This window comes from Pedobacter sp. P26, from assembly GCF_050632135.1.
Taxonomy (GTDB): domain Bacteria; phylum Bacteroidota; class Bacteroidia; order Sphingobacteriales; family Sphingobacteriaceae; genus Pedobacter.
Genome location: NZ_CP192574.1, coordinates 1,486,603 through 1,511,235, shown reverse-complemented (window position 1 = coordinate 1,511,235; position 24,633 = coordinate 1,486,603). Strand labels below are relative to the sequence as shown.

The 24,633-nt window shown below is 37.7% G+C and carries 24 protein-coding genes and 3 pseudogenes; 21 read left to right on the top strand and 6 right to left on the bottom strand.

Translation table 11 applies throughout. From position 1 onward, the window contains the following. Positions 1 to 228 precede the first annotated feature (228 nt). From ACQ86H_RS07080 to ACQ86H_RS07070, 3 genes are all read left to right on the top strand, one after another. The gene (locus ACQ86H_RS07080) at positions 229 to 2,178 is read left to right on the top strand and encodes an amino acid permease (RefSeq protein ID WP_431294283.1); all 1,950 of its coding nucleotides are present in this window, start codon (positions 229 to 231) and stop codon (positions 2,176 to 2,178) included. A gap of 6 nt (positions 2,179 to 2,184) precedes the next feature. Then, entirely contained in the window at positions 2,185 to 2,676 is a 492-nt protein-coding gene (locus ACQ86H_RS07075; protein ID WP_431294282.1) for a hypothetical protein, read from the top strand. A 61-nt stretch (positions 2,677 to 2,737) separates the two neighbouring features. After that, positions 2,738 to 3,283 (top strand): transposase, encoded by a 546-nt coding sequence (locus ACQ86H_RS07070; RefSeq protein WP_431294281.1) that lies wholly within the window; start codon positions 2,738 to 2,740, stop codon positions 3,281 to 3,283. Positions 3,284 to 3,711: 428 nt separating this feature from the next. On the opposite strand, the gene ACQ86H_RS07065 is transcribed toward ACQ86H_RS07070, so the two are convergent. Further along, on the bottom strand, positions 3,712 to 5,490 hold the full coding sequence (locus tag ACQ86H_RS07065; protein WP_431295355.1) for a KUP/HAK/KT family potassium transporter: 1,779 nt from the start codon (positions 5,488 to 5,490) through the stop codon (positions 3,712 to 3,714). Positions 5,491 to 5,507: 17 nt separating this feature from the next. Next, positions 5,508 to 5,669, bottom strand: a complete 162-nt coding sequence (locus ACQ86H_RS07060) for a KUP/HAK/KT family potassium transporter (RefSeq protein WP_431294280.1) — start codon at positions 5,667 to 5,669, stop codon at positions 5,508 to 5,510. A 180-nt stretch (positions 5,670 to 5,849) separates the two neighbouring features. Between ACQ86H_RS07060 and ACQ86H_RS07055 the strand changes: the two genes are divergently transcribed. The 13 genes and pseudogenes from ACQ86H_RS07055 to ACQ86H_RS06995 all read left to right on the top strand — a co-directional run bounded on the left by ACQ86H_RS07055 (position 5,850) and on the right by ACQ86H_RS06995 (position 17,508). Further along, entirely contained in the window at positions 5,850 to 6,380 is a 531-nt protein-coding gene (locus ACQ86H_RS07055) for a T9SS type A sorting domain-containing protein (RefSeq protein ID WP_431294279.1), read from the top strand. Positions 6,381 to 6,455: 75 nt separating this feature from the next. Beyond that, positions 6,456 to 7,067, top strand: a complete 612-nt coding sequence (locus ACQ86H_RS07050; protein WP_431294278.1) for a fumarylacetoacetate hydrolase family protein — start codon at positions 6,456 to 6,458, stop codon at positions 7,065 to 7,067. Between the two features lie 3 nt (positions 7,068 to 7,070). After that, positions 7,071 to 8,804, top strand: a complete 1,734-nt coding sequence (locus ACQ86H_RS07045; RefSeq protein ID WP_431294277.1) for a M23 family metallopeptidase — start codon at positions 7,071 to 7,073, stop codon at positions 8,802 to 8,804. A 165-nt stretch (positions 8,805 to 8,969) separates the two neighbouring features. Beyond that, positions 8,970 to 9,433 (top strand): annotated as a pseudogene (bcp, locus tag ACQ86H_RS07040) (thioredoxin-dependent thiol peroxidase). A 57-nt stretch (positions 9,434 to 9,490) separates the two neighbouring features. Continuing rightward, positions 9,491 to 10,336, top strand: coding sequence for a transketolase (locus tag ACQ86H_RS07035; RefSeq protein ID WP_431294276.1), 846 nt, complete (start codon positions 9,491 to 9,493; stop codon positions 10,334 to 10,336). Between the two features lie 140 nt (positions 10,337 to 10,476). Next, a pseudogene (locus ACQ86H_RS07030) lies at positions 10,477 to 11,432 on the top strand (transketolase family protein). Positions 11,433 to 11,517: 85 nt separating this feature from the next. Further along, complete coding sequence (locus ACQ86H_RS07025) at positions 11,518 to 12,078, top strand: RNA polymerase sigma factor (RefSeq protein WP_132402533.1); 561 nt, start codon at positions 11,518 to 11,520, stop codon at positions 12,076 to 12,078. A 15-nt stretch (positions 12,079 to 12,093) separates the two neighbouring features. Further along, positions 12,094 to 12,768, top strand: a complete 675-nt coding sequence (locus tag ACQ86H_RS07020) for a hypothetical protein (protein ID WP_431294275.1) — start codon at positions 12,094 to 12,096, stop codon at positions 12,766 to 12,768. Between the two features lie 7 nt (positions 12,769 to 12,775). Next, positions 12,776 to 13,216, top strand: a complete 441-nt coding sequence (locus tag ACQ86H_RS07015; RefSeq protein ID WP_431294274.1) for a hypothetical protein — start codon at positions 12,776 to 12,778, stop codon at positions 13,214 to 13,216. Positions 13,217 to 13,287: 71 nt separating this feature from the next. Continuing rightward, on the top strand, positions 13,288 to 14,478 hold the full coding sequence (locus ACQ86H_RS07010; RefSeq protein WP_431294273.1) for an aspartate aminotransferase family protein: 1,191 nt from the start codon (positions 13,288 to 13,290) through the stop codon (positions 14,476 to 14,478). A 58-nt stretch (positions 14,479 to 14,536) separates the two neighbouring features. Then, the gene (locus tag ACQ86H_RS07005) at positions 14,537 to 15,214 is read left to right on the top strand and encodes a response regulator transcription factor (protein WP_138818094.1); all 678 of its coding nucleotides are present in this window, start codon (positions 14,537 to 14,539) and stop codon (positions 15,212 to 15,214) included. Between the two features lie 137 nt (positions 15,215 to 15,351). Beyond that, positions 15,352 to 16,656, top strand: coding sequence for a sensor histidine kinase (locus tag ACQ86H_RS07000; RefSeq protein WP_431294272.1), 1,305 nt, complete (start codon positions 15,352 to 15,354; stop codon positions 16,654 to 16,656). A 387-nt stretch (positions 16,657 to 17,043) separates the two neighbouring features. Continuing rightward, on the top strand, positions 17,044 to 17,508 hold the full coding sequence (locus tag ACQ86H_RS06995; RefSeq protein ID WP_431294271.1) for a hypothetical protein: 465 nt from the start codon (positions 17,044 to 17,046) through the stop codon (positions 17,506 to 17,508). A gap of 100 nt (positions 17,509 to 17,608) precedes the next feature. Here the strand turns inward: ACQ86H_RS06995 and ACQ86H_RS06990 are convergent, their stop codons facing one another. The 3 genes from ACQ86H_RS06990 to panB form a co-directional block, all read right to left on the bottom strand. Then, on the bottom strand, positions 17,609 to 17,974 hold the full coding sequence (locus tag ACQ86H_RS06990) for a hypothetical protein (RefSeq protein ID WP_431294270.1): 366 nt from the start codon (positions 17,972 to 17,974) through the stop codon (positions 17,609 to 17,611). A 252-nt stretch (positions 17,975 to 18,226) separates the two neighbouring features. Next, positions 18,227 to 18,913, bottom strand: coding sequence for an RluA family pseudouridine synthase (locus ACQ86H_RS06985; RefSeq protein ID WP_431294269.1), 687 nt, complete (start codon positions 18,911 to 18,913; stop codon positions 18,227 to 18,229). A gap of 136 nt (positions 18,914 to 19,049) precedes the next feature. Then, positions 19,050 to 19,865 (bottom strand): 3-methyl-2-oxobutanoate hydroxymethyltransferase, encoded by an 816-nt coding sequence (panB, locus tag ACQ86H_RS06980; protein ID WP_167296730.1) that lies wholly within the window; start codon positions 19,863 to 19,865, stop codon positions 19,050 to 19,052. Positions 19,866 to 20,185: 320 nt separating this feature from the next. Between panB and carA the strand changes: the two genes are divergently transcribed. Together carA and ACQ86H_RS06970 are read left to right on the top strand one after the other, a co-directional pair. Beyond that, positions 20,186 to 21,298: a glutamine-hydrolyzing carbamoyl-phosphate synthase small subunit gene (gene carA, locus ACQ86H_RS06975; RefSeq protein ID WP_431294268.1), complete on the top strand. Its 1,113-nt coding sequence runs from the start codon at positions 20,186 to 20,188 to the stop codon at positions 21,296 to 21,298. 217 nt (positions 21,299 to 21,515) lie between these two features. Then, complete coding sequence (locus ACQ86H_RS06970; protein ID WP_431295354.1) at positions 21,516 to 22,262, top strand: ABC transporter ATP-binding protein; 747 nt, start codon at positions 21,516 to 21,518, stop codon at positions 22,260 to 22,262. Between the two features lie 135 nt (positions 22,263 to 22,397). Here ACQ86H_RS06970 and ACQ86H_RS06965 read toward each other — a convergent pair whose 3' ends face one another. Next, the gene (locus ACQ86H_RS06965; RefSeq protein WP_431294267.1) at positions 22,398 to 22,733 is read right to left on the bottom strand and encodes a hypothetical protein; all 336 of its coding nucleotides are present in this window, start codon (positions 22,731 to 22,733) and stop codon (positions 22,398 to 22,400) included. A gap of 444 nt (positions 22,734 to 23,177) precedes the next feature. Here ACQ86H_RS06965 and ACQ86H_RS06960 point away from each other — a divergent pair. The 3 genes and pseudogenes from ACQ86H_RS06960 to ACQ86H_RS06950 form a co-directional block, all read left to right on the top strand. Then, positions 23,178 to 23,348: pseudogene (locus ACQ86H_RS06960) on the top strand (ABC transporter permease); the annotation flags it as partial. A 279-nt stretch (positions 23,349 to 23,627) separates the two neighbouring features. Then, positions 23,628 to 24,344, top strand: a complete 717-nt coding sequence (locus tag ACQ86H_RS06955; protein WP_431294266.1) for a Fic family protein — start codon at positions 23,628 to 23,630, stop codon at positions 24,342 to 24,344. Next, positions 24,344 to 24,583 carry a hypothetical protein gene (locus ACQ86H_RS06950; RefSeq protein ID WP_431294265.1) on the top strand — a complete coding sequence of 80 codons (240 nt, stop codon included), beginning with the start codon at positions 24,344 to 24,346 and terminating at the stop codon, positions 24,581 to 24,583. The genes ACQ86H_RS06955 and ACQ86H_RS06950 overlap by 1 nt, the downstream gene beginning before the upstream one ends. The last annotated feature ends 50 nt before the right edge of the window (positions 24,584 to 24,633 follow it).

Here is a 24,633-nt window from a genome sequence, read left to right as displayed (position 1 = left end):
GATTGAATATTGACAACAAAATTAGGACTTTCACTCAGCGTAAAATTATGCCAATCAAACAAAGGATTATTCAAGCCAAATAATTTCAAATTTTTACTTTAATCTAATAAATCCCATTCTTTTCGGCTGCATTTTGCTTCCCAAAATAAAGTGCCTTGAAAATTATATCCTGCTTTAAACGTTTTTAGCCAAACTTTTTATAAGTTTGAAGAAACAAGCAAACAAAAGATGTTCGAAAAGCTATTCAGAAAGAAATCTATTTCCAAGATATTACAAGATGCGGCAAAAGGCTATGGCGACCACGAAAATACATTACATAAAACACTTGGTGTTCGCGATTTAACAGCTTTTGGAATTGCAGCGATTATTGGAGCGGGAATTTTTAGTACGATTGGCAAAGCAAGTGCAGATGGCGGTCCGGCGGTAATCTTTTTATTTATTTTTACGGCAGTAGCGTGTAGTTTTGCAGCCTTTGCTTACGCAGAGTTTGCTTCAATGGTACCAGTTTCTGGTAGTGCTTATACTTATTCTTACGTAGCCTTTGGCGAACTGGTGGCCTGGATTATTGGCTGGTCGCTCATTATGGAGTATTCCATCGGTAATATAACAGTTGCTATATCTTGGTCTGATTATTTTACCGGACTACTTTCTACCATAAAAATACCGCCGCTAGGCATAGATGGTATCCATGTACCCGATTGGATGACAATGGACTATTTAAGTGCTTATAACGGACATCAACATGCTGAAGCGCTATTAGCCGCCGGCAAAAACCTCGCAGATTTAGATCCGGCTACAGCTTTGGCTAATAATGCATGGCTCACCGCTCCGAAAATCGGTAGCTTTCACCTCGTTGCAGATATTCCTGCCTTAGGCATCATCATTTTAATTACCTGGTTAATTTATCGTGGCATGAAAGAGAGTCGCAATGCCAGCAACGCCATGGTGGTGGTTAAGCTTGCGGTAATTCTTTTGGTATTGGCGGTAGGCATATTTTATGTAGACACAAAAAACTGGGATCCATTTGCACCTAATGGCGTTGCAGGAGTTCTAAAGGGCGTCTCGGCAGTATTCTTTGCTTATATCGGTTTCGATGCCATTTCTACGACAGCTGAAGAATGTAAAAACCCGCAACGCGATTTACCCCGTGGAATGATGTGGGCCATTATTATCTGTACCATCCTTTATGTGGCTATTGCATTGGTTTTAACCGGTATAGTTAAATCAGACACCTTAGCCGTTGGCGATCCCTTAGCATTTGTTTTTGATCAGATTAACTTAAAATTAATGAGCGGTATTATTGCCGTAAGTGCGGTATTTGCTATGGCAAGTGTACTTTTGGTTTTTCAGATGGGTCAACCCCGGATCTGGATGAGTATGAGCAGAGACGGGCTATTACCAAAATCTTTTTCTAAAATTCATCCGAAATATAAAACACCTTCATTTGCAACTATTGTAGTAGGCTTTGTAGTAGCTGTACCATCATTATTTATGAATCTAACCATAGTTACTGATCTTTGTTCTATCGGAACACTTTTCGCTTTTGTATTGGTTTGTGCAGGGGTTTTAGTATTACAGAACAGGCCTGACGTTCAACGAGGAAAATTCAAGATACCTTATGTAAACAGTAAATTTATTATTCCAATCGCCTTAATTGCGACGATTATTTTCGCCTTTACAAAATATGGAAAAGAGACAAAAGCTTTCTTTTTAAATTCGCCTAAAACCATCCAAACCGTAACTTTTGTTACTTCATTAAGTGGCGACGAACTAAAAATTGTTAAAGAGGAAATTGTTAAAAATGCTGCGCCACAAATTTTATTGGCAGAAAAAGTAGATGCAGAATCTTATCTAAGTGCATTACCTGCTGATCGTTATGAGCAATTTATTTCAGCGTCAAAAGTACCTGTAGAGAAGAAGTACGAAAGTGGCTGGGGTTTATTTAAGCACAAAATCCCAATGTGGATTTTCATGATTATCTGCGTGGTCATCACCTACTATTGTATTACCAAAAACTTATCCTTAATTCCTGTTTTAGGATTGATCAGCTGTTTATACATGATGTGCGAACTTGGAATTTCAAACTGGATCGGTTTCGGCATCTGGCTGGTAGTTGGGCTTGTGGTTTATTTTGCCTATGGTTACAGACATAGTAAACTGGCAAATCCAGAGGTTTAAATTAAAATGAAATACAACCCTTTAATACATCATCGAAGATCGATCAGGTTAAAGGGTTACGACTATTCAAAAACAGGGGCATATTTCATCACGATCTGCTGTGAAAATAGAATCCATAGATTTGGAAAAGTTGCAGGTGATGAAATGATCCTAAATAAATCTGGCACTATTGCTTATAATGAATGGATTAATTTAGCGGATAGATTTCCGAATTTTGAACTTGATGTTTTTCAGATTATGCCGAATCACATGCATGGCATCATCGTCTTATCAGATCGAACTACTGTCGGGGCGACCCTTGAGGTCGCCCAAGAAAAAGATAAAATAAAAATGGCGACCGCAAGGGTCGCCCCGGCAATTGCTGAAATCGTCGGAGCTTACAAATCAATTGTTTCAAATGCATGCCTGCAGTTGTTCAAGTCACACAATAAAATAATGGGAAAGCTTTGGCAGCGTAATTATTATTCTATCGGTCGGTGTCTCACCGACCGAAATTAGTCTCACATATATTATTTTTTCTATATTGTATTTAAATTGTCCCTGCAACTTAAATATAATTATGCATATCTTCGATAAAAGGCAGGGACAAATGGATTACAACTATCCATATTTTTATACAGATACCATCTGTAACTTTGCACATTTATTAAATGATGATAACCTAAAAATGATCATCGTAAATTCGCTGAAATTTTTAGTCAATGAAAAACTTATTGAAGTATATGGCTACGTGATCATGCCCAATCACATCCATTTGATCTGGAATATGCTCAAATTAAATGGAAAGGAATCTCCAGCAGCCAGCTTTACTAAATTCACAGCACATGAATTTAGAAAGCATCTTTTGGTTAATAATCCTATACTTATAAATCAATACCGTTCTCAAAAGAATGATAGGATTTTTCAATTTTGGAAAAGAGATCCGCTAGCTATTCCATTAAGTAAGGAAAGTATTATAATACAAAAATTAGATTATATCCATGATAACCCAATTAAAGAGAAATGGAATTTATGTGCTCATCCTGAAGATTATAAATGGAGTAGCGCAAACTTTTATGAAACAGGGATTGATCAATTCAAGATCCTCACACATTTTAGAGATTAATCATTTAGGTCGGTTAGACACCAACAACAGGAAAAATCTATGTACTCAACCAGAAGATTATAAATGGAGTAGCGCAATTTTTTACGAAACAGGGATTGATGAATTTGGGATTCATACACATTTCAGAGATTAAATGTTTAAGTCGGTGAGAATCTCGATCGACTGAATTTAGATGTTTCGGTCGGTGAGACACCAACCGATAGGAAAATGGAGCGAGGATAAATTCCATTTATAAAAAAATCCCCTTTCTTTAAGAGAAAGAGGATTATATTTATTTCTTCTTTATAAAAGCCAGCGCGGTAATCATCACAAGTCCTAATCCAGATGCGATCATATAATTATTCGCATGATCAAGATGGTATATTTTCGCTGCGGGACCTGCTATAAATAGCACAATGCCCAAAATCAAAAGTGCAGTCCTCATTTAATTAAACTGGCAACCTGTGTAATTCAATATCATCTGGCGTAACGAAAATTAACGGAACTTTCTCTACATCAACATAACTGCTATCCAAACCAAAACTTCGCTCCTCAGACAAACTTAGTTTTTTAAGGATAAAATAGTAATCCATAATCTGTCTTTCGTAAAAACTTAACTTGGTAAACTTAGATAAATGTTTTTCTAAAAGAACAAATCTGAAATCGCCAGCAATTTTATGTTTGTTTAACGAGGTGTACTGGCTGGTAATATCGATCTCTCCATTTTTCACCAACTCTTCAACCACTTTACGGTAAAGCAGGTTAACACGCTGTTCAATCCTGAAACCTAACCTAAAATCGATCCTGATTAACTTGCCCGGAATCAGGAATTCAACTTTATAATCTAAAGTATATGGCTCATCCATTACGTCAACATGCACCAACCAGTATACATCAGCGCGTTTTGGCTCTTTTTGAATAATGGAATAGATAATTTTGGATTCGATCTCCGTTTTAAAGTTGGCACTGGTTAAATAAACCAACTGAGAAGAGTATTTCGGGACCGATTCATCGCTGCTCAATTCAGTTAAAATCTCATAATAATCTTCAATTTCGACATATTTAACAAAGCGATTTTTGATTTTCCGGGCTACAAACCAACTCCACATCACCGTAAATAATAAGGAACCGATTAATACGGTTACCCAACCACCATGTAAGAATTTGGTTAAATTACTGATCAAAAATGTACCCTCAATAATGACGTAGGTAAAAAAGAATAACGCTATCAGATATCTCGGAAAACGTCTGCTTCTCAAATAAAAACTCACCAGGATGGTGGTCATTAACATGGCTATGGTTATAGATAAACCATAGGCGGCGTCCATTTTCTCTGCTTTTTGAAACAAGAATACAATACCACAGCAGCCAATCCATAACATCCAATTAATAGAAGGCACATATAACTGGCCTTTAGAAACTGATGGGTAAACAATTTTAATTTTTGGCCAAAGGTTTAAGCGTACTGCCTCAGCAATTAAGGTAAACGAGCCACTAATTAAAGCCTGACTGGCGATTACTGCGGCCATAGTAGCGAGTATAACCATTGGAATTTGAAACTGATCTGGAACGATCTGGAAAAAAGGATTCATTTTTGCCCCTGGAACATAACTGCCGCTGTTCTGCAAAATCCAAACACCCTGCCCCAAATAGTTTAGAATAAGTGTCAGTTTAACAAAGATCCAACTGATCCTAATGTTATTTCTACCGCAGTGACCTAAGTCAGAATATAAAGCCTCTGCCCCGGTTGTACATAAAAATACACCGCCCAGAATTAAAAATGCGAGTTTATTGGTAACCAATAAATGAATGGCATAGTAAGGGTTAAATGCCTTAAGGATGCTGAAATCTTTAATCACAAAAGACACGCCCAAAACACCCAGTACAGCAAACCAAACAAACATTACGGGGCCAAATAGCTTGCCTACCATATTGGTACCGAACTGCTGGATAATAAACAGGATGGTTAAAATGGTGATTACAATTGGAATAACCGGCACATCAAATTTGCTGGTAAGCCCTTCAATGGCTGATGTTACCGTAATACTGGGCGTGATAATACCATCTGCAAGTAGTGCACAGCCACCTACAACGGCTGGTACCACTAACCACTTAGCCTTTTTGCGCACCAGGGAAAATAAAGAGAAAATACCACCCTCACCTTTATTATCAGCTCTAAGGGTAATAATAACATACTTAATGGTGGTTTGTAAAGTTAATGTCCAAATGATACAAGATAAAACGCCTAAAACGTTTGTTGGATTGATATCTTGCTTCCCCCTAGAATTGTTGTAAAAATTGCATTTAAGGTATACAAGGGTGATGTACCAATATCACCAAATACAATTCCTAAACTAATTAGAACACCGCCGGCGGTTAACGCGTTGACATTTTTATGATTTGACACTTTGTTGATTATTTAAGTGCGGCAAAAGTAAACTAACTATAACAATTTAACAACCAAATTATTGTGTATTTTCAACACTATGAAAATTAAATTTTATTGTTAAATTGTGTTAAATTATCGGTTTTAAACAAAATGTTTAATTTCTTTGTTTTAAATTAATACATTTGCTATACCAATTTGATGAAACTCTACACTAAGATAACGTTACTCACAAAACTCGCCTGCACATTGTGCATTGTTTTGTTATGCAGCGTAAATTCCTGGTCGCAACAGAGTGATAGCATTCACATCAGCTTAAAAAACAGAACAAAAAAAACAAGCCGGATTCCTGAAATTAAAGCCAATATTACACCTTACAAGCCGTTTTTTATGACAGTTGGTGGTTCCGGAATGTTCAATACTTCTTCTACAGTTCCTAAAAATGCAACAGTTGTAGCAAAAGATAAATTGTTAAGTATCTTAAAAATATATCCTAATCCTGTAGAAGATCAGTTAAATATTATTCTATCTATTGGAAAAGATGGTACCCAAACGACTATTAAAATTATCGATTTGTTAGGAAATGAAGTTGCAACGCTTTTGAACGAACGTTTAAATGCCGGTGAGCATACCAAAAACTTTGTCATTCCTAACAGAATTAACCCAGGCATTTACTTTTTAAGGGTTATTGCAGGTTCAGAAAGCCAGGTAAAACGGATCTCTGTTTTATAACACCATTTTCTTTTCTATTTTTGATTGATGCGGAATTAATTACCGTCTATTTTATCATATTTCATATTCTTAAGAATGAAGATCATCGCCATTGGCCGAAATTATGCCGAACATGCAAAAGAGCTGAACAATCCAGTTCCAACCACACCAGTAATTTTCCTGAAACCTGATACAGCTGTTTTAAAAGACAACAAACCTTTTTACCTGCCTGATTTTTCTGACGATATTCACTATGAACTGGAAGTGGTATTAAAAATCTGTAAGGAAGGAAAACATATTGCCGAAAAATTTGCTGCAAATTACTATGATGAAGTGGCATTGGGAATTGATTTCACTGCACGTGACATTCAGAGTAAACATAAAGAGAAGGGATTACCCTGGGAATTGGCCAAAGCTTTTGATAACTCAGCACCAATTAGTAATTTTTTACCTAAAAGTGATTACGAAGATCTTTATAATTTAAATTTTGAGTTAAAGATAAATGGTGAGTGCCGTCAGATTGGCCATACTAAAGATTTGTTATTCTCGTTCGAGAAGATAATCAGCTTTGTTTCTCAATATATTACTTTAAAAAAAGGAGATTTAATTTTTACCGGAACGCCTCAGGGAGTTGGAAAAATAAATAAAGGCGATAAACTGGAAGCCTGGTTAGAAGAAAAGCAACTTTTAAATTTTGATGTAAAGTAACGAATGATTAAAAACCCGATCCGACATAAGTTTAAATTTTCAATTTCAGTTTGCCTTTTATTTGCTTCAAATTTTGTTCAGGCCCAACAAATTTTTAGTACGAATAAATATCCGATTACAGATTTCAGACAACCTTTAGATATCACTCCCCCTGCACTGGCGGGCTCATTTGGCGAAATCAGAGGCAATCACTTTCATTCCGGGATCGATTTCAGAACTAATCAGCGGGAAGGTTATCCTGTTTATGCAGTTGCCGATGGTTATATTTCGAGGTTAAGGGTTCAGAACAGTGGTTTTGGACAGGCATTGTACATCAATCACCCCAATGGTTTTACTACGGTTTACGGCCACTTACAGCGTTTCGCCCCAAAAATTGCCACCATTGTTAAAAACCTTGAGTACGAAAAGAAATCATTTGAGATTGATGAGTTTCCTGATGCCACATTAATTCCGGTACATAAAGGCGAAATTATTGCCTGGTCTGGTAACCGTGGCAGTTCAGGCGGACCACATTTGCATTTCGAAATCAGAGATACTAAAACTGAAGAGACCATAAATCCGCAATTTTTCGGGATCATTATTCCCGATAATATTCCCCCTGTTATACATGGATTGTATGTATACCGTTTAAATGGCAAAACCTTTAACGAAAATACACCAAAACAGGCCATTGGCATTAGCGGAGCAAATGGTAGTTATAAAACCGTTGCACCCATCAGCTTAACCGGTGAGGTTGGCTTCGGCATAGTGGTAACCGACAGGCACAATGGTTTATCAGGCACCAATGGCGTATATTCCATTCAGCTAGAGGTAGATGAAAAGAAAGTATACACTTCTGCCCTTGAACGTTTTGCTTTCGAAGATAGTAAAGCAATTAATTCGCATATCGATTATCCTACCTATTTAAATACGAAAAGAAGTATCCAGAAAAGTTTTGTCGAACCTGGCAACCCTTTAAAAATTTATAGCGGTTTGGTAAACAGTGGTAAGATTAATTTCAATGATGGAGCTTCACACCAGCTTCGTTACATCATTACCGATTCGAAAGGAAATTACTCTGTTTTGCCTTTTACCGTAAATGCAGGTACTGCACCTGTTGCGGCGCCAGTTATTCCAGCCGGAATAATTTATCAATATAATAAGGTGAATGAATTTAATACCGATGATATTAAAGTGGTTTTCCCATTCGGGACATTGTACAGCGATTTAAATTTCACTTATAAAAAATTGCCTAAACCAGCAGGTAATGCCTGGTCGGCTGTACATCAGATTCATAATAGATATACGCCATTGCACATCGGTTTCGATATTTCAATCAAGGCTGATCAACTTCCCGAAAACCTCAGGAGTAAAGCGCTGATTGTAAATTCGAACGGTTCATCTCAGGGTGGTTTTTTCGAAAATGGCTATATCAAGGCCACGCCAAAAAACTTCGGCAGCTTTTACATTGCCATCGATACCATTGCACCGAGGATAATACCAGTAAATATCTCGGAAAGGAAAAATATGGCCGGTTTATCTAAAATATTTTTTAAGATCAGCGATAATCTATCCGGAATAAAAAGTTTTAATGGCTATATAGATGGTAAGTGGACTTTGATGGAATTTGACACGAAAACGGCTACACTATGGCACAGTTTCGATGAAAGAACAACTTCGGGAAAACATACACTTGAACTGGTTGTGGTAGATATGAAAGAGAATACCCGAAAATATACGGTAACATTTATTAGATAGAGACACGATATATTGGATTTCGTGACCTTACTGATATCAACTTTTCACAATTTAAACCAACAAATGTAATCTTTTAACATATATCCAACAGTATAATAGGTTAAACTGTTTAAATTGCAGGCATGATTTAAACATGTTATCATTCAAAATTCAATCATTATAAATATGGCAGAGTTAAAAGAAGGTGATCAGGCACCGGCAATTACATCAAAAGATCAGAATGGAACTGAAGTTTCGTTAAGCGATTATAAAGGCAAAACAGTTGTACTTTATTTTTATCCAAAAGATGATACTCCTGGTTGCACCGCCGAAGCTTGCGATTTCAGAGATAACTACCAAGGTTTACAGGCCAAAGGTATTGTAGTTTTAGGCGTTAGTGTTGACGATGAAAGATCGCACCAAAATTTGTAACCAAACACAATTTACCATTTACCCTATTGGCCGATACTGATCAGAAAATTGTAAATGACTATGGCGTTTGGGCAGAAAAAAACATGTATGGCAAAAAATACATGGGCACCGTTCGCACCACTTTTATTATAGATGGCGATGGAAAAATCATCCATATCATCAAAAAAGTTGACACAAAAAACTCAACACAACAAGTACTCAATTTAATCAATAACTAATTATGATATAGCGGTTAAAATATTAACTTTGCTATGTAACAACAACCTCTTATTTTAATGAAACATACAATTAAAGAGCTAGAAGATATTGCCTCTCAAATCAGAAGAGATATCGTAAGAATGGTTCATGGATGCCAATCTGGCCACCCGGGCGCTTCGCTTGGATGCGCTGATTTTTTTACCGCTTTATATTTTGAAGTATTGAACCACAAGACAGATTTCACGATGGAAGGCGCAGGCGAAGATCTTTTCTTCCTTTCGAATGGACATATTTCTCCGGTTTGGTACAGTACATTGGCTCATGCTGGTTATTTCGATAAAAGCGAACTGGCAACTTTCCGTAAACTGGACTCTAGATTACAAGGTCATCCAACTACCCACGAGCATTTACCAGGTATCCGTATTGCTTCTGGATCATTAGGTCAGGGCTTATCAGTTGCCATTGGTGCAGCATTGGCTAAAAAGTTAAACGGTGATAAATCTCATGTTTTTGCCTTATTGGGTGACGGAGAATTACAGGAAGGACAAAACTGGGAAGCAGCGATGTTTGCCCCTTTCAATAAAGTTGACCATTTAATTGCATCGGTTGATTATAACGGACAGCAAATTGATGGCCCTACGAGTAAAGTTCTTGCCTTAGATGATTTACAAGCTAAGTTTGAGGCTTTCGGATGGCATGTAATTAATACTGATGGTAATGATATGCAAGCCATAGTTGAAGGTTTACATTATGCTAAAACCTTAACGGGAAAAGGTAAACCAATCATGAATTTAATGAGCACACAGATGGGTGCCGGTGTAGATTATATGATGGGTTCACACAAATGGCATGGTACAGCACCAAATGATGAGCAATTAGCAGCTGCACTAGCGCAGTTACCAGAAACTTTAGGGGATTACTAAATTAGATTTGAGACAACAGATATGAGATTTGAGACGAATTGTTGCCTGATCTCACATCTAAAATCTCAATTCTCATATCTTAAGAAATAATGAAAACCTGCGAAGCAAGCTTGAACGCAGCTAATTAAAAATATAAAAACGTGAAAAAATATACATATACAGAAAAAAAGATACACGTTCGGGTTTTGGAGCTGGCTTACATGAAGCTGGAAAGAAAAACGAAAATGTGGTTGCCTTATGTGCCGATTTAGTTGGATCACTTAAAATGGATGCTTTTATTAAAGATTTTCCGGAGCGTTTTACACAGGTTGGTATTGCAGAAGCAAATATGATCGGTATTGCAGCGGGCATGACCATTGGTGGTAAAATTCCTTTTACAGGTACTTTTGCAAACTTCTCTACTGGCCGTGTTTACGATCAGATCCGTCAATCGGTAGCTTATTCAAACAAAAACGTTAAAATTTGTGCATCTCACGCCGGATTAACTTTGGGAGAAGACGGAGCAACACACCAGATTTTAGAAGATATCGGCTTAATGAAAATGTTGCCGGGAATGGTCGTAATCAATCCTTGCGATTACAATCAGACTAAAGCAGCAACGATGGCTATTGCAGAATATGAAGGTCCGGTTTATTTACGTTTTGGCCGTCCGGTAATCCCTGTGTTTACAGATCCAGATCAAAAATTCGAGATCGGTAAAGCGTGGATGGTTAACGAAGGAACTGATGTTACCATTATTGCTACGGGCCACATGGTTTGGAAAGCGATTGAGGCTGGCGAGAAATTAGCTGAATTGGGCATAGATGCCGAAATTATTAACATCCATACCATTAAACCTTTGGATGATGAGGCCATCTTAAAATCAGTTAAGAAAACCGGATGCGTGGTTACTTGTGAAGAGCACAATAAATTTGGCGGCCTGGGCGAAAGCGTAGCACGTTTGTTAACTACTGAACTACCAACTCCACAAGAGTTTGTTGCCACCAACGATACTTTTGGCGAAAGCGGAACACCAGATCAATTAATGTCTAAATATGGCTTAGATGCTGTAAACATTGTTGAAGCGGTTCAAAAAGTAATTGGCAGAAAGAAATAGATGTGAGAAATGAGATGTGAGATTTGAGACATTGTGTCTAAGCGAATCTCACATCTCACACCTCGTATCTCACATCAAAAAAATAATGAAACAAGTTGAAGATTCAGAAATTCTTGCCATGTTTGCTGTCGAGCATACGCGTAATGAAGCCTTTAACCTGTTACTAAAAAAATACCAGCAAAAAATATATTGGCACATCCGCAGGCTGGTTTTAAACCATGATGACTGCGATGATCTTTTGCAGGAAGTATTTGTTAAAGTTTGGAAAAATCTCGATAAATTTAGAAGCGATTCTCAGCTCTATACGTGGATTTACCGTATTGCGACCAACGAATCGATTACCTTCTTAAATAAGCAAAAGCAGCGTAACAATACACCTTTGGATGAGGTATCATCCGAACTTGCCGATAATCTGGTGGCATCATCATATTTTAACGGCGACAAACTCGAGCTTAAATTACAAAAAGCAATTCTTACCTTACCTGAGAAACAACGGATTATCTTTAATATGAAATATTTTGATGATATGAAATATGAAGAGATTTCGGAGGTACTGGGAACCTCAGTAGGCGCACTAAAAGCATCATTTCATATTGCTGCAAAAAAAATTGAAGCTTTTATTACAAATGATGAAGTAGACTATTAAACCTTTTCACTTTAATTGTATCATATATCTGTGATGAACGAAAATATAGAAAACAATGATTGGATGAACGAGGCTCCTGTACTTGCGGCTATGGGGAAACGTAATCCTTTCTCCGTTCCTGATGGATATTTCGAAAATAGTGATGAGGCCATTTTTTCTGCCATATTCCTGGATGGATTGAAACAGAAAACCAATAACAATAATTTTGAAGTTCCGCAGCATTACTTTGAAGATTTAACGGAACGAATACAAACCCAGATTGTCCTTACAGAAATGCCTAAGGCAGAAAATACTTTTGCGGTGCCCGAAAATTACTTTGATAATTTACAAAGTAGAATTACGAACAGGATTGCAACATCAGAGCCTAAAAAAGAGGCAAAGATTGTTCCTTTATGGCGACGCAACATTGTTAAATATGCAAGTGCTGCATGTTTTGTTTTAATGGCTTCATTTGGTGTGTATTTTTATCAGAATGGATCATCTGCTACCGTTCAGCAAGCACAATCGGCAGAGGCCGTGAACGAGCAGCTATTGTATGATATTGATGAAAGTACCATCATTGATCATTTAGAATCTCAGAATACCACATCATCAAATATCAAAGCTACTTCTGCCTCAGATACAGAAATGGAAAACTACATCCTGAGCAATTTCTCATCAAATGATTTATCTCAGGAATTAAATAATTAATAAAGAAATGAAGAATTTACTTTTTGTCGCTTTAATGTTTTTATTACCTACTACCCTTTTGGCCCAAAGACAAAAGGCAGAAGAAATAGAATCACTTAAAATAGCTTTTTTTACACAAAAACTGGATTTATCACCTGAAGAGGCCAAAATTTTCTGGCCGATTTATAACGATATGCAGGAAGAGCAAAATGCCCTGCGCAAAGAGCGCATGCAAAAAATGATCTCTTTCAGAAAAACGACTGAAATTGATAATTTAACAGATGCGCAGGTACAGAGCTTAATTACCAGCGAATTTGATTTTAAACAAAGAGATCTTAATCTCGATAAAAAATATTACAACAAACTTAAAGCAGTATTGCCCATAAAAGTTGTTGGAAAGTTTTACCGGGCTCAGGAAGGTTTTAAACGAGAGTTACTCAACCGGTTTAAAGGCGGCCAAAAGCAATAAAGAAAAAGACTTACAGTAATGTAGGTCTTTTTTTGTTTTAAAGCACTCTTTCATTTCCGTACTTTTGTGTTATGCTTACCCAACGTCAGTTGTTTTTACAACACAATGCACAAACTTCTCCCGAACCTTTAATGCTCGAATTTGTAAGGGCAAAGGGCGTTTATATATACGATGCTGCTGATAAAAAACATTTAGATCTTATTGCCGGTATCGGCGTAAGCAATGTGGGCCACTGCCATCCAGCCGTAGTTAAAGCCATTCAGGATCAGGCCGAAACCTATATGCACCTGATGGTTTATGGCGAATATGTACAAACGCCGCAGGTAAATTTTGCCAGGGCACTTGCCGAAATTTTACCCGAAAACTTAAGCTGCACCTACTTTTTAAACTCTGGAACCGAGGCTGTGGAAGGTGCCATGAAACTGGCTAAACGTTATACTGGCCGGAAAGGATTTATTGCCTGCAAAAATGCTTATCATGGCAGTACGCAGGGCGCAGAAAGTTTAATGGAAAGTGATTTTTATTCTTCTGGCTACGGTCCTTTCTTGCCACATGTAAGTTTTATTGAGCATAACAACCTTGCTGATCTCGAAAAAATCACTACAGAAATCGCTGCTGTTTTTATTGAGCCTATACAAGGCGAAGCCGGAATAAGGGTTGCTGATTTAAATTACATGCGGGCTTTAAGGACTAAATGCACGGAAACGGGTACATTATTAGTTTTCGATGAAATACAATCAGGTTTTGGCCGCAGTGGTAAAATGTTTGCTTTCGAGCATTATAATGTGGCACCTGATGTACTGCTTTTAGCTAAGGGAATTGGTGGTGGAATGCCAATCGGTGCTTTTATCAGTTCACTGGAAATGATGTCGGTATTATCGCACACACCTATTTTGGGCCACATGACTACCTTTGGTGGTCATCCGGTTTGTTGTGCAGCTGGTTTAGCCACTTTACGAACCTTGGTTGATGGTCATATTGTGGATGAAGTTGACGAAAAAGGTCAGTTGTTTAAACAGCTTTTAAAACATCCCGCAATTAAAGAAATCAGAGGCAAAGGTTTAATGCTCGCCGTTGAGTTTGAGAATTTCGGGATCAATAAAAAAATCATCGATGCCTGTATTTTAGATGGTGTATTGTCAGACTGGTTTTTACATTGCAGCAATTCTATGCGCATTGCTCCTCCGCTAATTATAACCAAAGAAGAAATTGAAGAAGCCTGTACGATCATTATAAAAAACATTAACTTAGTTGCAGGGTAAAAGCATAGCGTTGAACGCAAAGCGCATGGCGGTTAAACATTAAGACACAGTTAGCAGAATGAACGTACTCATAGTTGAAGATGAAAAGAGCCTGGCGCTCGAAATGGATGAATTCTTAAGTAAAGAAGGATTTATTGTTGAACATGCATGGAAAAAATCTTCTGCAGAAGAAAAGATATTTGTTAACAGTTACGATTTCATTTTACTCGATTTGGGCTTACCTGATGGTGATGGTTTTGATATTTTGAAACAGCTGAAAGCCATGAAAGACCGCGATGATGCCGTAATCATATTAACTGCGCGTAGCGCTGTTGATGACCGGATTAAAGGCCTTGATGAGGGAGCAGATGATTATTTACCAAAACCATTTTCGCTAAACGAACTTTTAGCGCGTATGCATGCCATTACACGCAGGAAACATAAGCTGGAGAAAAACGAGATCAATGTTCACGATTTTCTGCTTAACATACAGAACAGAACCGTTGCTTTTGGCGAAGAAAGATTAAACTTAACCAAAAAGGAATTCGAGATCTTCAACTACCTGGTGCTGAATAAAAACCGCGTGGTATCTCGCATGAGCTTAACAGAACACGTTTGGGGCGATATCTTAGAAGTAAACTCCGATTCGAACTTTGTTGATGTGCACGTTAAAAACTTACGTAAAAAACTGGCGGCATTAAGCCCTACTGATTGGTTTGAAACGGTGAGAAGTATTGGATACAGAATTAATTGCTAGTGCGTTTAGGGTTGGGCGTTTGGCGGCTGGCGTCCATTTAACCGGATTCAATAATTAACAGATTAACCAACCAATGAACAAATGACTAACGAACGAATGAACCTTTATCCATCTTACATCAAACATCATCCATTTGCATGAAGTTACAGGTAAAGTTTTCTTTATATAATGCAGTAACCAAAATTGCGATTATCCTCGTTTTGGGTTTAATCATTTTGTTTTCGTTAGATAGATTAGCTTATAACCAGCTCGACAACCGTTTAATTAAAAAGAAAAATAAAATTATTGAGCATTTAAATGATGACGAGATCGATAGTCTTTTAAATAAACAACAATCATTTACCGATTATAACATTTTAAAAGAAGAATTTATTGTTTTAACCGACATTCCCGATAATCAACAGGATTCTTCTGCCAAGGTTTTTACCGAAAAGAGAGAGATTGAAGGTGATATAGAAGTCTACAGAATCCTTAACTATAAATTCTCGTATCATACCAACTGGTACAACCTAGAAATTGGAGAGACCATGACTACCCTCCAGTCGATTAAAAATTCAATCCGTTTTTACATGCTGATCGTGTTGGTAGCCGCCCTACTCATTACCTTGGTTGCCGACTTTACCTTTTCCAATTTCTTACTGAAACCATTTTACCTCATTATTGATAAAAAAATCAACCTGGTTGATGATCCATCCCATTACAATTATCAGAATATCCCAACCAGCACCAACGATTTTAAAATCCTTGATAACAGCATCAATTCATTAATGCGAAAAATAAACACCCTTTTCGCTTTAGAAAAACAGTTTATTGCCAATGTTTCGCACGAATTGCTTACCCCTATCTCCATTTTAAGTACACGGTTTGAGAATATGCTGAATACTCCCGATATTCCGGTAGAGCATGAGAATAAAATTTATGCTTCGTTAAAAACATTAAACCGTTTAAAACTGATTATCAACAGCTTACTACTGATTTCAAAAGTGGAGAACAATCAATATTTAAAAACTGAAGAAATTAGCCTCAAGCAGGAAATAACAGATATTCACGAAGACCTGGAAGACCGCATCATCGATAAAAACATTACTTATCAGGCTAATCTTACCAACGATTTCCATTTTACGGGCAATAAAGCCTTAATCCACACACTTCTGATCAACATTATCAATAATGCGATCAAATACAATGTTGACGGCGGTTCGATAACCATTACAGATAAAACAGAGACTGAAAACTACATACTCACCATCCGCGATACCGGATCGGGTATGAGCGCTGAGCTTGTCGAAAATGCCTTCGACCGCTTTAAACGTGGAAACAGCGAAGAAAACGGTTTCGGTTTAGGTTTAGCCATTGTGCAAAGTATAGCCAGGTTCCATAAAATCAAGGTTGATATTAAGTCCGCAGAAAACGAAGGAACAAGCATTTCGTTAATTTTCTAAAACTAATTTTCCTTTTCAATATTCACATATACATCGCTTTTGATCTTTCTTACTAAAACCTCCATCAACTACCTCATATTTAGCGTACCTACTAACCTGAGTTCTGTTATTAAAAGCATATAACTGATCAGTTTTTTTAGAAAATCCAAAGTTATCCCAAAGAGACCGTCTCATAAATTTCGAATTATCGTCCTGAGCCTGTCCGAAGGAATTGGTTAAATAACTTTTATGTGTTTCGACAGGCTCAACATGACAAAATCTGAGGAGAAATTGCCTTTATAATATAACCTCTTCTTCGGCTATAATACTTTCTATAACGAAACTTATTCTTTTTGGCAGGCGCTTTGCTCCATAATAGAAAATCAATCCGATAAGAAAATGAAAAACATGATCCCAGTATTAGGCATTGCCACTTTATTAATGGCTGCATGCCAGGGCGGTACCGCTAAAAAAACACAGGCAAAAATAGACTCTACCATTGTAACCAACGCCGAAACCGCAACAGATTCGGTTCAATGTTATCAATACCTTAAAAACCGCGATACGGCTACTCTTTCGCTAAAAAGTGAGAATAACAAAGTAACAGGCACTTTAGGCTATAATTTATACGAAAAAGATAAAAATGCAGGGACTATAGCCGGGATTGTTAAAGGCGATACCATTGTAGCCAATTATACTTTTCAGTCTGAAGGACAAACCTCTGTTAGGGAAGTAGCCTTTTTAAAACAGGGCGCTCAGTTAATTGAAGGTTTTGGCGATGTGCAGGAAGTTAAAGGCGAAACCAGGTACAAAGATATCAGCAAGCTAAAGTTTGATGGATCAATGGCTTTTGGTAAAATTGATTGTAAATAAAATTTCATCATTTCGACCGAAGTGGAGAAATCTGTTGTCTAGTATCATAGATTTCTTGACTCCGCTCGAAATGACGATCTCCTAGTAGTTGGAGTGTTGTTTATCTTACAACATTTTTCGCAGCTTCTGCCCACTCCTCGCTTGCCTTAATCATATATTCAGAATACTTTTGAATTTCATCAGGTTTTAATTTGGCGGCCCAACCTGTTGCCTGATTTGCCCATGCAGTGTATTTATCGCTTATGGCTTTAATTTCTGCTGCATTTTTACTTTTTACAGCTGCAACGTATTCGTCTTTTAATTTGCTATACTCAGCCAAACCTTTATTTACCTCTTCGCTCGAGAAAGTCGGAACTTCAGTTTTAACGGTTTCAGTGGTCGTCGTAGTAACTTTGGTAACAGTATCGCCGTTTACGGCAATTTTGCTCGAATCTTTTGTCGTTTCTGTTTTTTTGTGCTGTCGCAAGAAACTAATGTAGTAGCCAACAGGCCAACTGCTGCAATAGATAAAATGGTGTTTTTCATTGTTTTATATTTTATTAGAGGTGATGAAGCTATCATCATTTTGTATTTTCCCTGTCGGTTTTGAAAAATCATGATGGTTTCATTTTGATTTGGTTTTAGCCCGAAGATGACTAAATATTGTGCCAAATCATAAAAAACCCGGTTAAATACTCAACCGGGTCTCCTTTAATACTTACTGTATAGTGATTACTACCTATAAATCCTCAAACCGTTCCCAAAAACCGTCAACAGGTAATTTGGCGAATATGTTTACAGGTTCTTTTTTTACCGGGTGTATAAACTGTAAGCGACGGGCATGCAGGCAAATACTTCCTTTTCTGCTTCCTCGCGGATAACCATATTTATTATCACCCATAATCGGACAGCCCATTGAGGATAGCTGAACCCTGATCTGGTGCGAACGACCCGTTAAAGGATCTACCTCCAACAGATAGTAATCGCCTACTTTTGCTTTCACTTTATAAGAAAGCTCAGCCCGCTGACTGCCGGTAACTTCCGTATTATAATAAGAAACCACATTTTTTTGTGGGTTTTTAACCAGCCAATGAATCAAAGTAGCTGATTCCTTTTCAGGTTTATTTTTGACTACCGCCCAATAGGTTTTCTTTACTTCCCTGTTTTTGAAAACAGCATTCATCCGTTCTAAAGCCTTACTGGTTTTAGCAAATAAGATTACACCACTTACGGGCCTGTCTAAACGGTGTACTACCCCTAAAAAAGCACCATTAGGTTTATTGTACTTTTTAGCGATATACTTTTTCAGCTGTTCATCCAAAGGTTCATCCCCAGTTTCATCAACCTGTACGATATCACCCGCCCTTTTATTAATAGCGATTAAATGATTGTCTTCAAAAAGGATGTCGTTATCGGTAATTGGCATCGGTTAGTTTATTGGTTCATTCGTTATTAGTTCATTTGACCAAGCAAATCATCTATTGGTTAATCTGTTAGTTGTTTTAAGCTGGATAGTTTATCTGCGCTTGAAAAAACTCCAAACTCAACGCCCAGCTCCAAACTTAGTATTGTTCTTTCTCGTTCGGGAAATCGTTTCCTTTCACATCCCGGATATAAGATTGCGCCGCGCCTAAAATTTCGTCATACAGGTTGATATACTGGCGTAAAAAGCGTGGTTTAAATCCTTTGGTTAAACCAATCATATCATTTACTACCAAAACCTGTCCATCACAGTTTGGTCCGGCACCAATGCCAATAGTTGGAATATGCAGACTTTCTGTAACTTCTTTGCCTAGAGCAGCAGGAATTTTCTCCAATACGATTGCAAAACAACCAGCAGCCTGTAAGGCCAAAACATCTGTTTTTAACTTATTTGCTTCTTCTTCTTCCTTTGCACGAACGGTATAGGTTCCAAATTTATAAATCGACTGAGGTGTTAAACCCAGGTGTCCCATTACCGGAATTCCTGCTGTAATGATACGTTGAACCGATTCAATAATTTCTTCGCCGCCCTCTAATTTAACACCGTGCGCTCCTGATTCTTTCATAATCCTGATCGCTGAGTTCAAAGCTTCTTTCGAGTTTCCCTGGTAGGAGCCGAAAGGTAAATCAACTACAACAAAAGCACGTTTAACTGCTCTGATTACAGATGCAGCGTGATAAATCATCTGATCCAGGGTTATAGGCAAAGTTGTTTCATGACCAGCCATTACATTCGATGCAGAATCGCCAACCAATAAAACGTCTAATCCTGCATCATCCAGGATGGTCGCCATCGAATAATCGTAGGCTGTTAACATCGATATTTTTTCACCACGTTGTTTCATTTCTTGTAAAATGTGTGTAGTGATGCGTTTGATTTCTTTATGTACCGACATGAGATTTGTTTTGTGTTGCCAAAAGTATTGTTTTTTCTTTAATTAAGCCGAAAGACCAAAGTTAAAAGACCAAAGCAATCTCAGGCTAAAATCATTTTTTATACAAATCAGTTCCCTTGCTTTCAGCTTTAGTCTTTTAGCTTTCAGCTTATGCTTTATTTTACTTTTCTCTTTACATTGCCAATCTTAAACCATATCTTTGTACCCCGAAATGGAAGGGATATATTCATCTTTTTTTGCACCCTGCAAATACGGCTTTAATGCCGAAAGCCATTCTTTTTTCAACTCTTTTTTAAATCAAAATCCATATTGTAATTACCATGACTAACTACACCAAGTTACCTGCGATTTTATTACTGGCCGATGGCACAGTTTTTTACGGCAAAGCGGCCGGAAAAATTGGGACTACTACTGGCGAAATTTGTTTTAATACCGGGATGACAGGTTACCAGGAAATTTTCACAGATCCAAGTTATTTTGGACAGATAATGGTTACCACCAATGCACATATTGGAAATTATGGTATCCATAAAGATGAAATCGAATCGGGTTCGATCAAAATTGCCGGTTTAGTCTGCAAAAATTACAACATCGTTTATAGCCGTAAAGAAGCAACAGAATCAATCCAGGATTATTTCCAGAATGATAATTTAGTTGCCATTTCTGATATTGATACACGTGCATTGGTTCGCCATATCCGCGATAAAGGTGCCATGAACGCCATTATTTCTTCAGAAATAACTGATTTAGAGGAATTAAAACAAAAATTGGCCGAAGTACCTTCCATGGAAGGTTTAGAACTTTCATCTAAAGTTAGTACAAGCGAACCATATTTTTACGGTAACCCTGAGGCAAGCTTAAAAGTTGCCGCTTTAGATTTAGGCATCAAGAAAAACATTTTGCGCAGTTTTGAAAACCGTGATATCTATGTTCAGGTTTTCCCGGCTAAAACGACCTTTGCTGAAATGGAGAAATTCAGTCCTGATGGTTATTTCATCTCTAACGGTCCTGGCGATCCATCGGTAATGCCTTATGCGGTAGAAACCATCAAAGATATATTAGCAAAAGACAAACCATTGTTCGGTATCTGCTTAGGTCACCAGTTATTGGCTGAAGCTAACGGTATCGGTACCATGAAAATGTTCAATGGTCACCGTGGATTAAACCATCCGGTTAAAAACATTATCAAAAACCACTGCGAGGTTACCTCACAGAACCATGGTTTTGGTGTAATTCCGGATGAGGTTAGAAACTCTGATAAAGTAGAAATTACACACGTTAACCTAAACGATAAATCAATCGAGGGAATCCGTGTTAAAGGCAAAAAAGCATTCTCAGTTCAATATCACCCGGAATCTTCTCCTGGTCCACACGATTCGCGTTACTTATTCGATGATTTCGTTGAAGTAATGAAAGGCGAACTGGTTTGGTAAGGTTGAGGTAGAAAGACTAAAGCTTAAAGGCCAAAATACAATAAAAAAGATCTGCGGATTTGCGGCAAAAATAAGCTGCCGATCCGCAGATTTCTTTTATAACCTATTTTCGCCTGCTTAAAACATCATTTTACCGACATTTTCGACTCTGAGTTTAAAAATTCATTTCCTATTCATTTAAAGCTCCTTACATTCGCAACATGGAAACAAAAAAGCCATTATCAGTGTTAAAGACCTGGTAAAAAAATACGATGATTTTGTAGCCGTTCAAGGGCTTAGTTTTGAGGTATATGAGCATGAGATTTTCGGTCTGCTTGGCCCTAATGGCGCTGGAAAAACCACTACCCTCGAAATTATCGAGACATTGAGAGCTAAAACATCAGGTGAAATTATTGTTGATGGTTTTTCTGTTGATAAACATCCGCAGGATATTAAACAGATTATTGGTGTACAGCTACAGGCAGCTGGTTATTATCCAAATCTAAACCTGACCGAACTGATTGAACTTTTTGCCGGGTTATATGGCGCCAATATTAAACCCATGGAGATGCTGGAGAAAGTGAACCTTCAGGATAAGGCCAAAGCCAAATACAAAGCACTTTCAGGCGGACAAAAGCAGCGTTTCTCTATAGCCACAACGCTCATCAATCAACCAAAGATTATTTTTTTGGACGAACCTACAACAGGGCTGGATCCACAGGCCCGCAGGAATCTTTGGGATTTGATTACAGAAATCCGAGATGCAGGAACAACCGTGGTGATTACCACACACTATATGGACGAGGCTGAACAGCTTTGCGATCGGGTTGCTTTTGTAGAACGTGGTCAGATTATCGCTTTAGATACTCCCGATAATTTAATAGATAAATTAGTAAACAGTGGTTTTGAACGCAAAAAAGAAGTTAAAAAGGCCAATCTGGAAGATGTTTTCATCAACCTTACCGGTCAGGAATGGAGAGAATAATTAAAATTCTTTTTCTTGAAAAGCAAGGGCAGCATTCCAGTTAAGGTTACTCCCGCTTTTCTTTACAATCTTTTTGTAAATCTTATGCCCAAATAAAAGCATCTAAAACAAAAAGGATTTACACTACAATCGGGTTTAAGAACATAAAACAGCACAACTATTAATCAAATAGTAAATGAAAAAATACAATAACCTTACAGCAACCCTGGCCCTTGCCAAAGCGAGTTTCCGATCGATTATGCGGAGTCCATCGGCAGTAGTATTTACGCTTGCTTTTCCTTTGATATTTATCCTTGTTTTTGGCTTTTTGGGTGGTGGCGGAACCCATATCGATGTTGGGGTAACACCAGGTTCTGATGTGAACAACCCGGTAATGGGCATGCTCGAAAAAACAGGAATGATCCGTCTGGTTAAAGATAAATCTAAAACCGAATTTGATAAATTACTTGAAAAGGGCAATGTTGATGCCATGATTGATGTGCACAGGAAAGTAAATTCTGCCGCCTATTCGGTTAATGTGGTTTACACCTCAGCATCAAGGGATAAAGGCGGGATTTTAAAATCGGTTTTAAATAATATTTTTTACGACAAAACTTTAAAACCAACTGTAGCTGAAATAAAAGAAAGTACCATTACAGGCCGTGAATATAAAACCATCGATTTTATCCTACCGGGCCAATTGGGCTTTTCGCTATTAAGCACAGGCGTTTTCGGTACAGCATTCGTATTCTTAAGTCTTCGCCAAACCCTGGTAATTAAACGCTATTTTGCTACTCCTGTAAAGCGTTCGAGCATTGTAATTGGCGAAGGAATTGCCCGCATTGGTTTTGCCTTAATTGGTGCGTTATTTATCATTTTAATTGGCCATTTCTTTTTGGCTTTACCCTTGTACATGGAGCACTCACAGTCGTCAACATGCTTGTACTGGCCACAATGGGCATTATTGTTTTTATGGGCTTTGGCTTTATTATCTCGGGCATTGCCAAAAGCGAAAGCATGGTACCTCCAATATCAAATATTATTACCCTGCCACAGTTTTTGTTGTCAGGAACATTCTTTTCTATCGAGGCTTTTCCAAGTTGGTTACAACCGATTAGCCGGGCCTTACCCCTTACCTATTTAAACGACGCCATGCGTAAAGTAGCCTTTGAAGGCGTTGGCCTGTGGGATGTTAAATTCCAGATCATGATCTTATTGCTTTGGGGTATTGGCATTTATGCCGTGGCGGTAAAAGTATTTAAGTGGGAATAAGCACCCTAAAAACATTTTAAAATGATAATGTAACGTTATCATTTTTTTTGGCTAAAAAAATTAATATCGGATAGGTTTACTTTTATGTATAACCGATAATTATTATATTTGATTATGTGGGATTTTGATTTAAGCGATTTAGAAGAGCTGTTACCGCAAATAAAAAGGTTATACGAAAAAAAGGCCAGGTTAGAAACTTCGAGGCCCCTGCCTAACAGTGCCCTACACCGTATTAAAGAAGACCTCACGCTCGAGTGGACTTACAACTCAAACAGTATAGAAGGAAATACCTTAAGCCTGAAAGAAACCCAGATGGTTTTACAGGAAGGCATGACCGTAAAGGGAAAATCACTTAGGGAACATTTCGAAGCCTATAACCACGAAAAAGCCATTGATTACTTATATGGCTTAGTCAAAAAAAACTATACGTTAAGGAGCATTGATATCCTATCGCTGCATGGCCTGGTATTGCGAAGCATTGAAGATGATTACGCGGGTCGCTTAAGAAATGGCGGAGTACGTATTGTAGGTGCAAATTTTACGCCGCCAAATGCCAGTAAAGTTTCTGATCTGATAGATCAGCTGATCACTTTTATTAACGATAATCCGCTGGGATTAAATGATATTGTATTGTCTACTATTTTCCACCATAAACTGGTTTGGATCCATCCATTTTTTGATGGGAATGGGCGTACTGTAAGGCTTGCGATGAATTTACTACTTATGCGAAGTGGCTTCCCCCTGCTATCATCCTCAAGAACGACAGAAAGAAATACTACGAAGCCCTTAATCAGGCTAACAAGGGCAATTACCATAAACTTTGTTTATTGATGTTACAAGCTTTAGAACGTTCGTTAAATATCTATATAAATGCATTGCCTGGAAACACTTACGGAGATTACGAACCCATATCACATATCGTTTCAGAACCTGATGTTCCTTATGGCCAAGAGTATGTGAGCCTATTGGCAAGGCAAGGCAAAATTGATGCCTATAAAGAAGGCAAAGATTGGCTTACCACAAAATCTGCCGTACAAAGCTATATTAGAACACGTAAAAGAAAACGTTAACCTTTTTTAACTTTTCGTTGCATGATATTGATGTAATTTTACCGAAAAAA

Excerpts from the sequence above, each read along its gene's own strand:
- ACQ86H_RS07080 (WP_431294283.1), top strand. The coding sequence starts at position 229 with ATGTTCGAAAAGCTATTCAGAAAGAAATCTATTTCCAAGATATTACAA.
- ACQ86H_RS07075 (WP_431294282.1), top strand. The coding sequence starts at position 2,185 with ATGAAATACAACCCTTTAATACATCATCGAAGATCGATCAGGTTAAAG.
- ACQ86H_RS07070 (WP_431294281.1), top strand. The coding sequence starts at position 2,738 with ATGCATATCTTCGATAAAAGGCAGGGACAAATGGATTACAACTATCCA.
- ACQ86H_RS07055 (WP_431294279.1), top strand. The coding sequence starts at position 5,850 with ATGAAACTCTACACTAAGATAACGTTACTCACAAAACTCGCCTGCACA.
- ACQ86H_RS07050 (WP_431294278.1), top strand. The coding sequence starts at position 6,456 with ATGAAGATCATCGCCATTGGCCGAAATTATGCCGAACATGCAAAAGAG.
- ACQ86H_RS07045 (WP_431294277.1), top strand. The coding sequence starts at position 7,071 with ATGATTAAAAACCCGATCCGACATAAGTTTAAATTTTCAATTTCAGTT.
- ACQ86H_RS07035 (WP_431294276.1), top strand. The coding sequence starts at position 9,491 with ATGAAACATACAATTAAAGAGCTAGAAGATATTGCCTCTCAAATCAGA.
- ACQ86H_RS07025 (WP_132402533.1), top strand. The coding sequence starts at position 11,518 with ATGAAACAAGTTGAAGATTCAGAAATTCTTGCCATGTTTGCTGTCGAG.
- ACQ86H_RS07015 (WP_431294274.1), top strand. The coding sequence starts at position 12,776 with ATGAAGAATTTACTTTTTGTCGCTTTAATGTTTTTATTACCTACTACC.
- ACQ86H_RS07010 (WP_431294273.1), top strand. The coding sequence starts at position 13,288 with ATGCTTACCCAACGTCAGTTGTTTTTACAACACAATGCACAAACTTCT.
- ACQ86H_RS07005 (WP_138818094.1), top strand. The coding sequence starts at position 14,537 with ATGAACGTACTCATAGTTGAAGATGAAAAGAGCCTGGCGCTCGAAATG.
- ACQ86H_RS07000 (WP_431294272.1), top strand. The coding sequence starts at position 15,352 with ATGAAGTTACAGGTAAAGTTTTCTTTATATAATGCAGTAACCAAAATT.
- ACQ86H_RS06995 (WP_431294271.1), top strand. The coding sequence starts at position 17,044 with ATGATCCCAGTATTAGGCATTGCCACTTTATTAATGGCTGCATGCCAG.
- ACQ86H_RS06985 (WP_431294269.1), bottom strand. The coding sequence starts at position 18,913 with ATGCCAATTACCGATAACGACATCCTTTTTGAAGACAATCATTTAATC.
- panB (WP_167296730.1), bottom strand. The coding sequence starts at position 19,865 with ATGTCGGTACATAAAGAAATCAAACGCATCACTACACACATTTTACAA.
- carA (WP_431294268.1), top strand. The coding sequence starts at position 20,186 with ATGACTAACTACACCAAGTTACCTGCGATTTTATTACTGGCCGATGGC.
- ACQ86H_RS06965 (WP_431294267.1), bottom strand. The coding sequence starts at position 22,733 with ATGGCATCAACATTGCCCTTTTCAAGTAATTTATCAAATTCGGTTTTA.
- ACQ86H_RS06955 (WP_431294266.1), top strand. The coding sequence starts at position 23,628 with ATGTGGGATTTTGATTTAAGCGATTTAGAAGAGCTGTTACCGCAAATA.
- ACQ86H_RS06950 (WP_431294265.1), top strand. The coding sequence starts at position 24,344 with ATGTTACAAGCTTTAGAACGTTCGTTAAATATCTATATAAATGCATTG.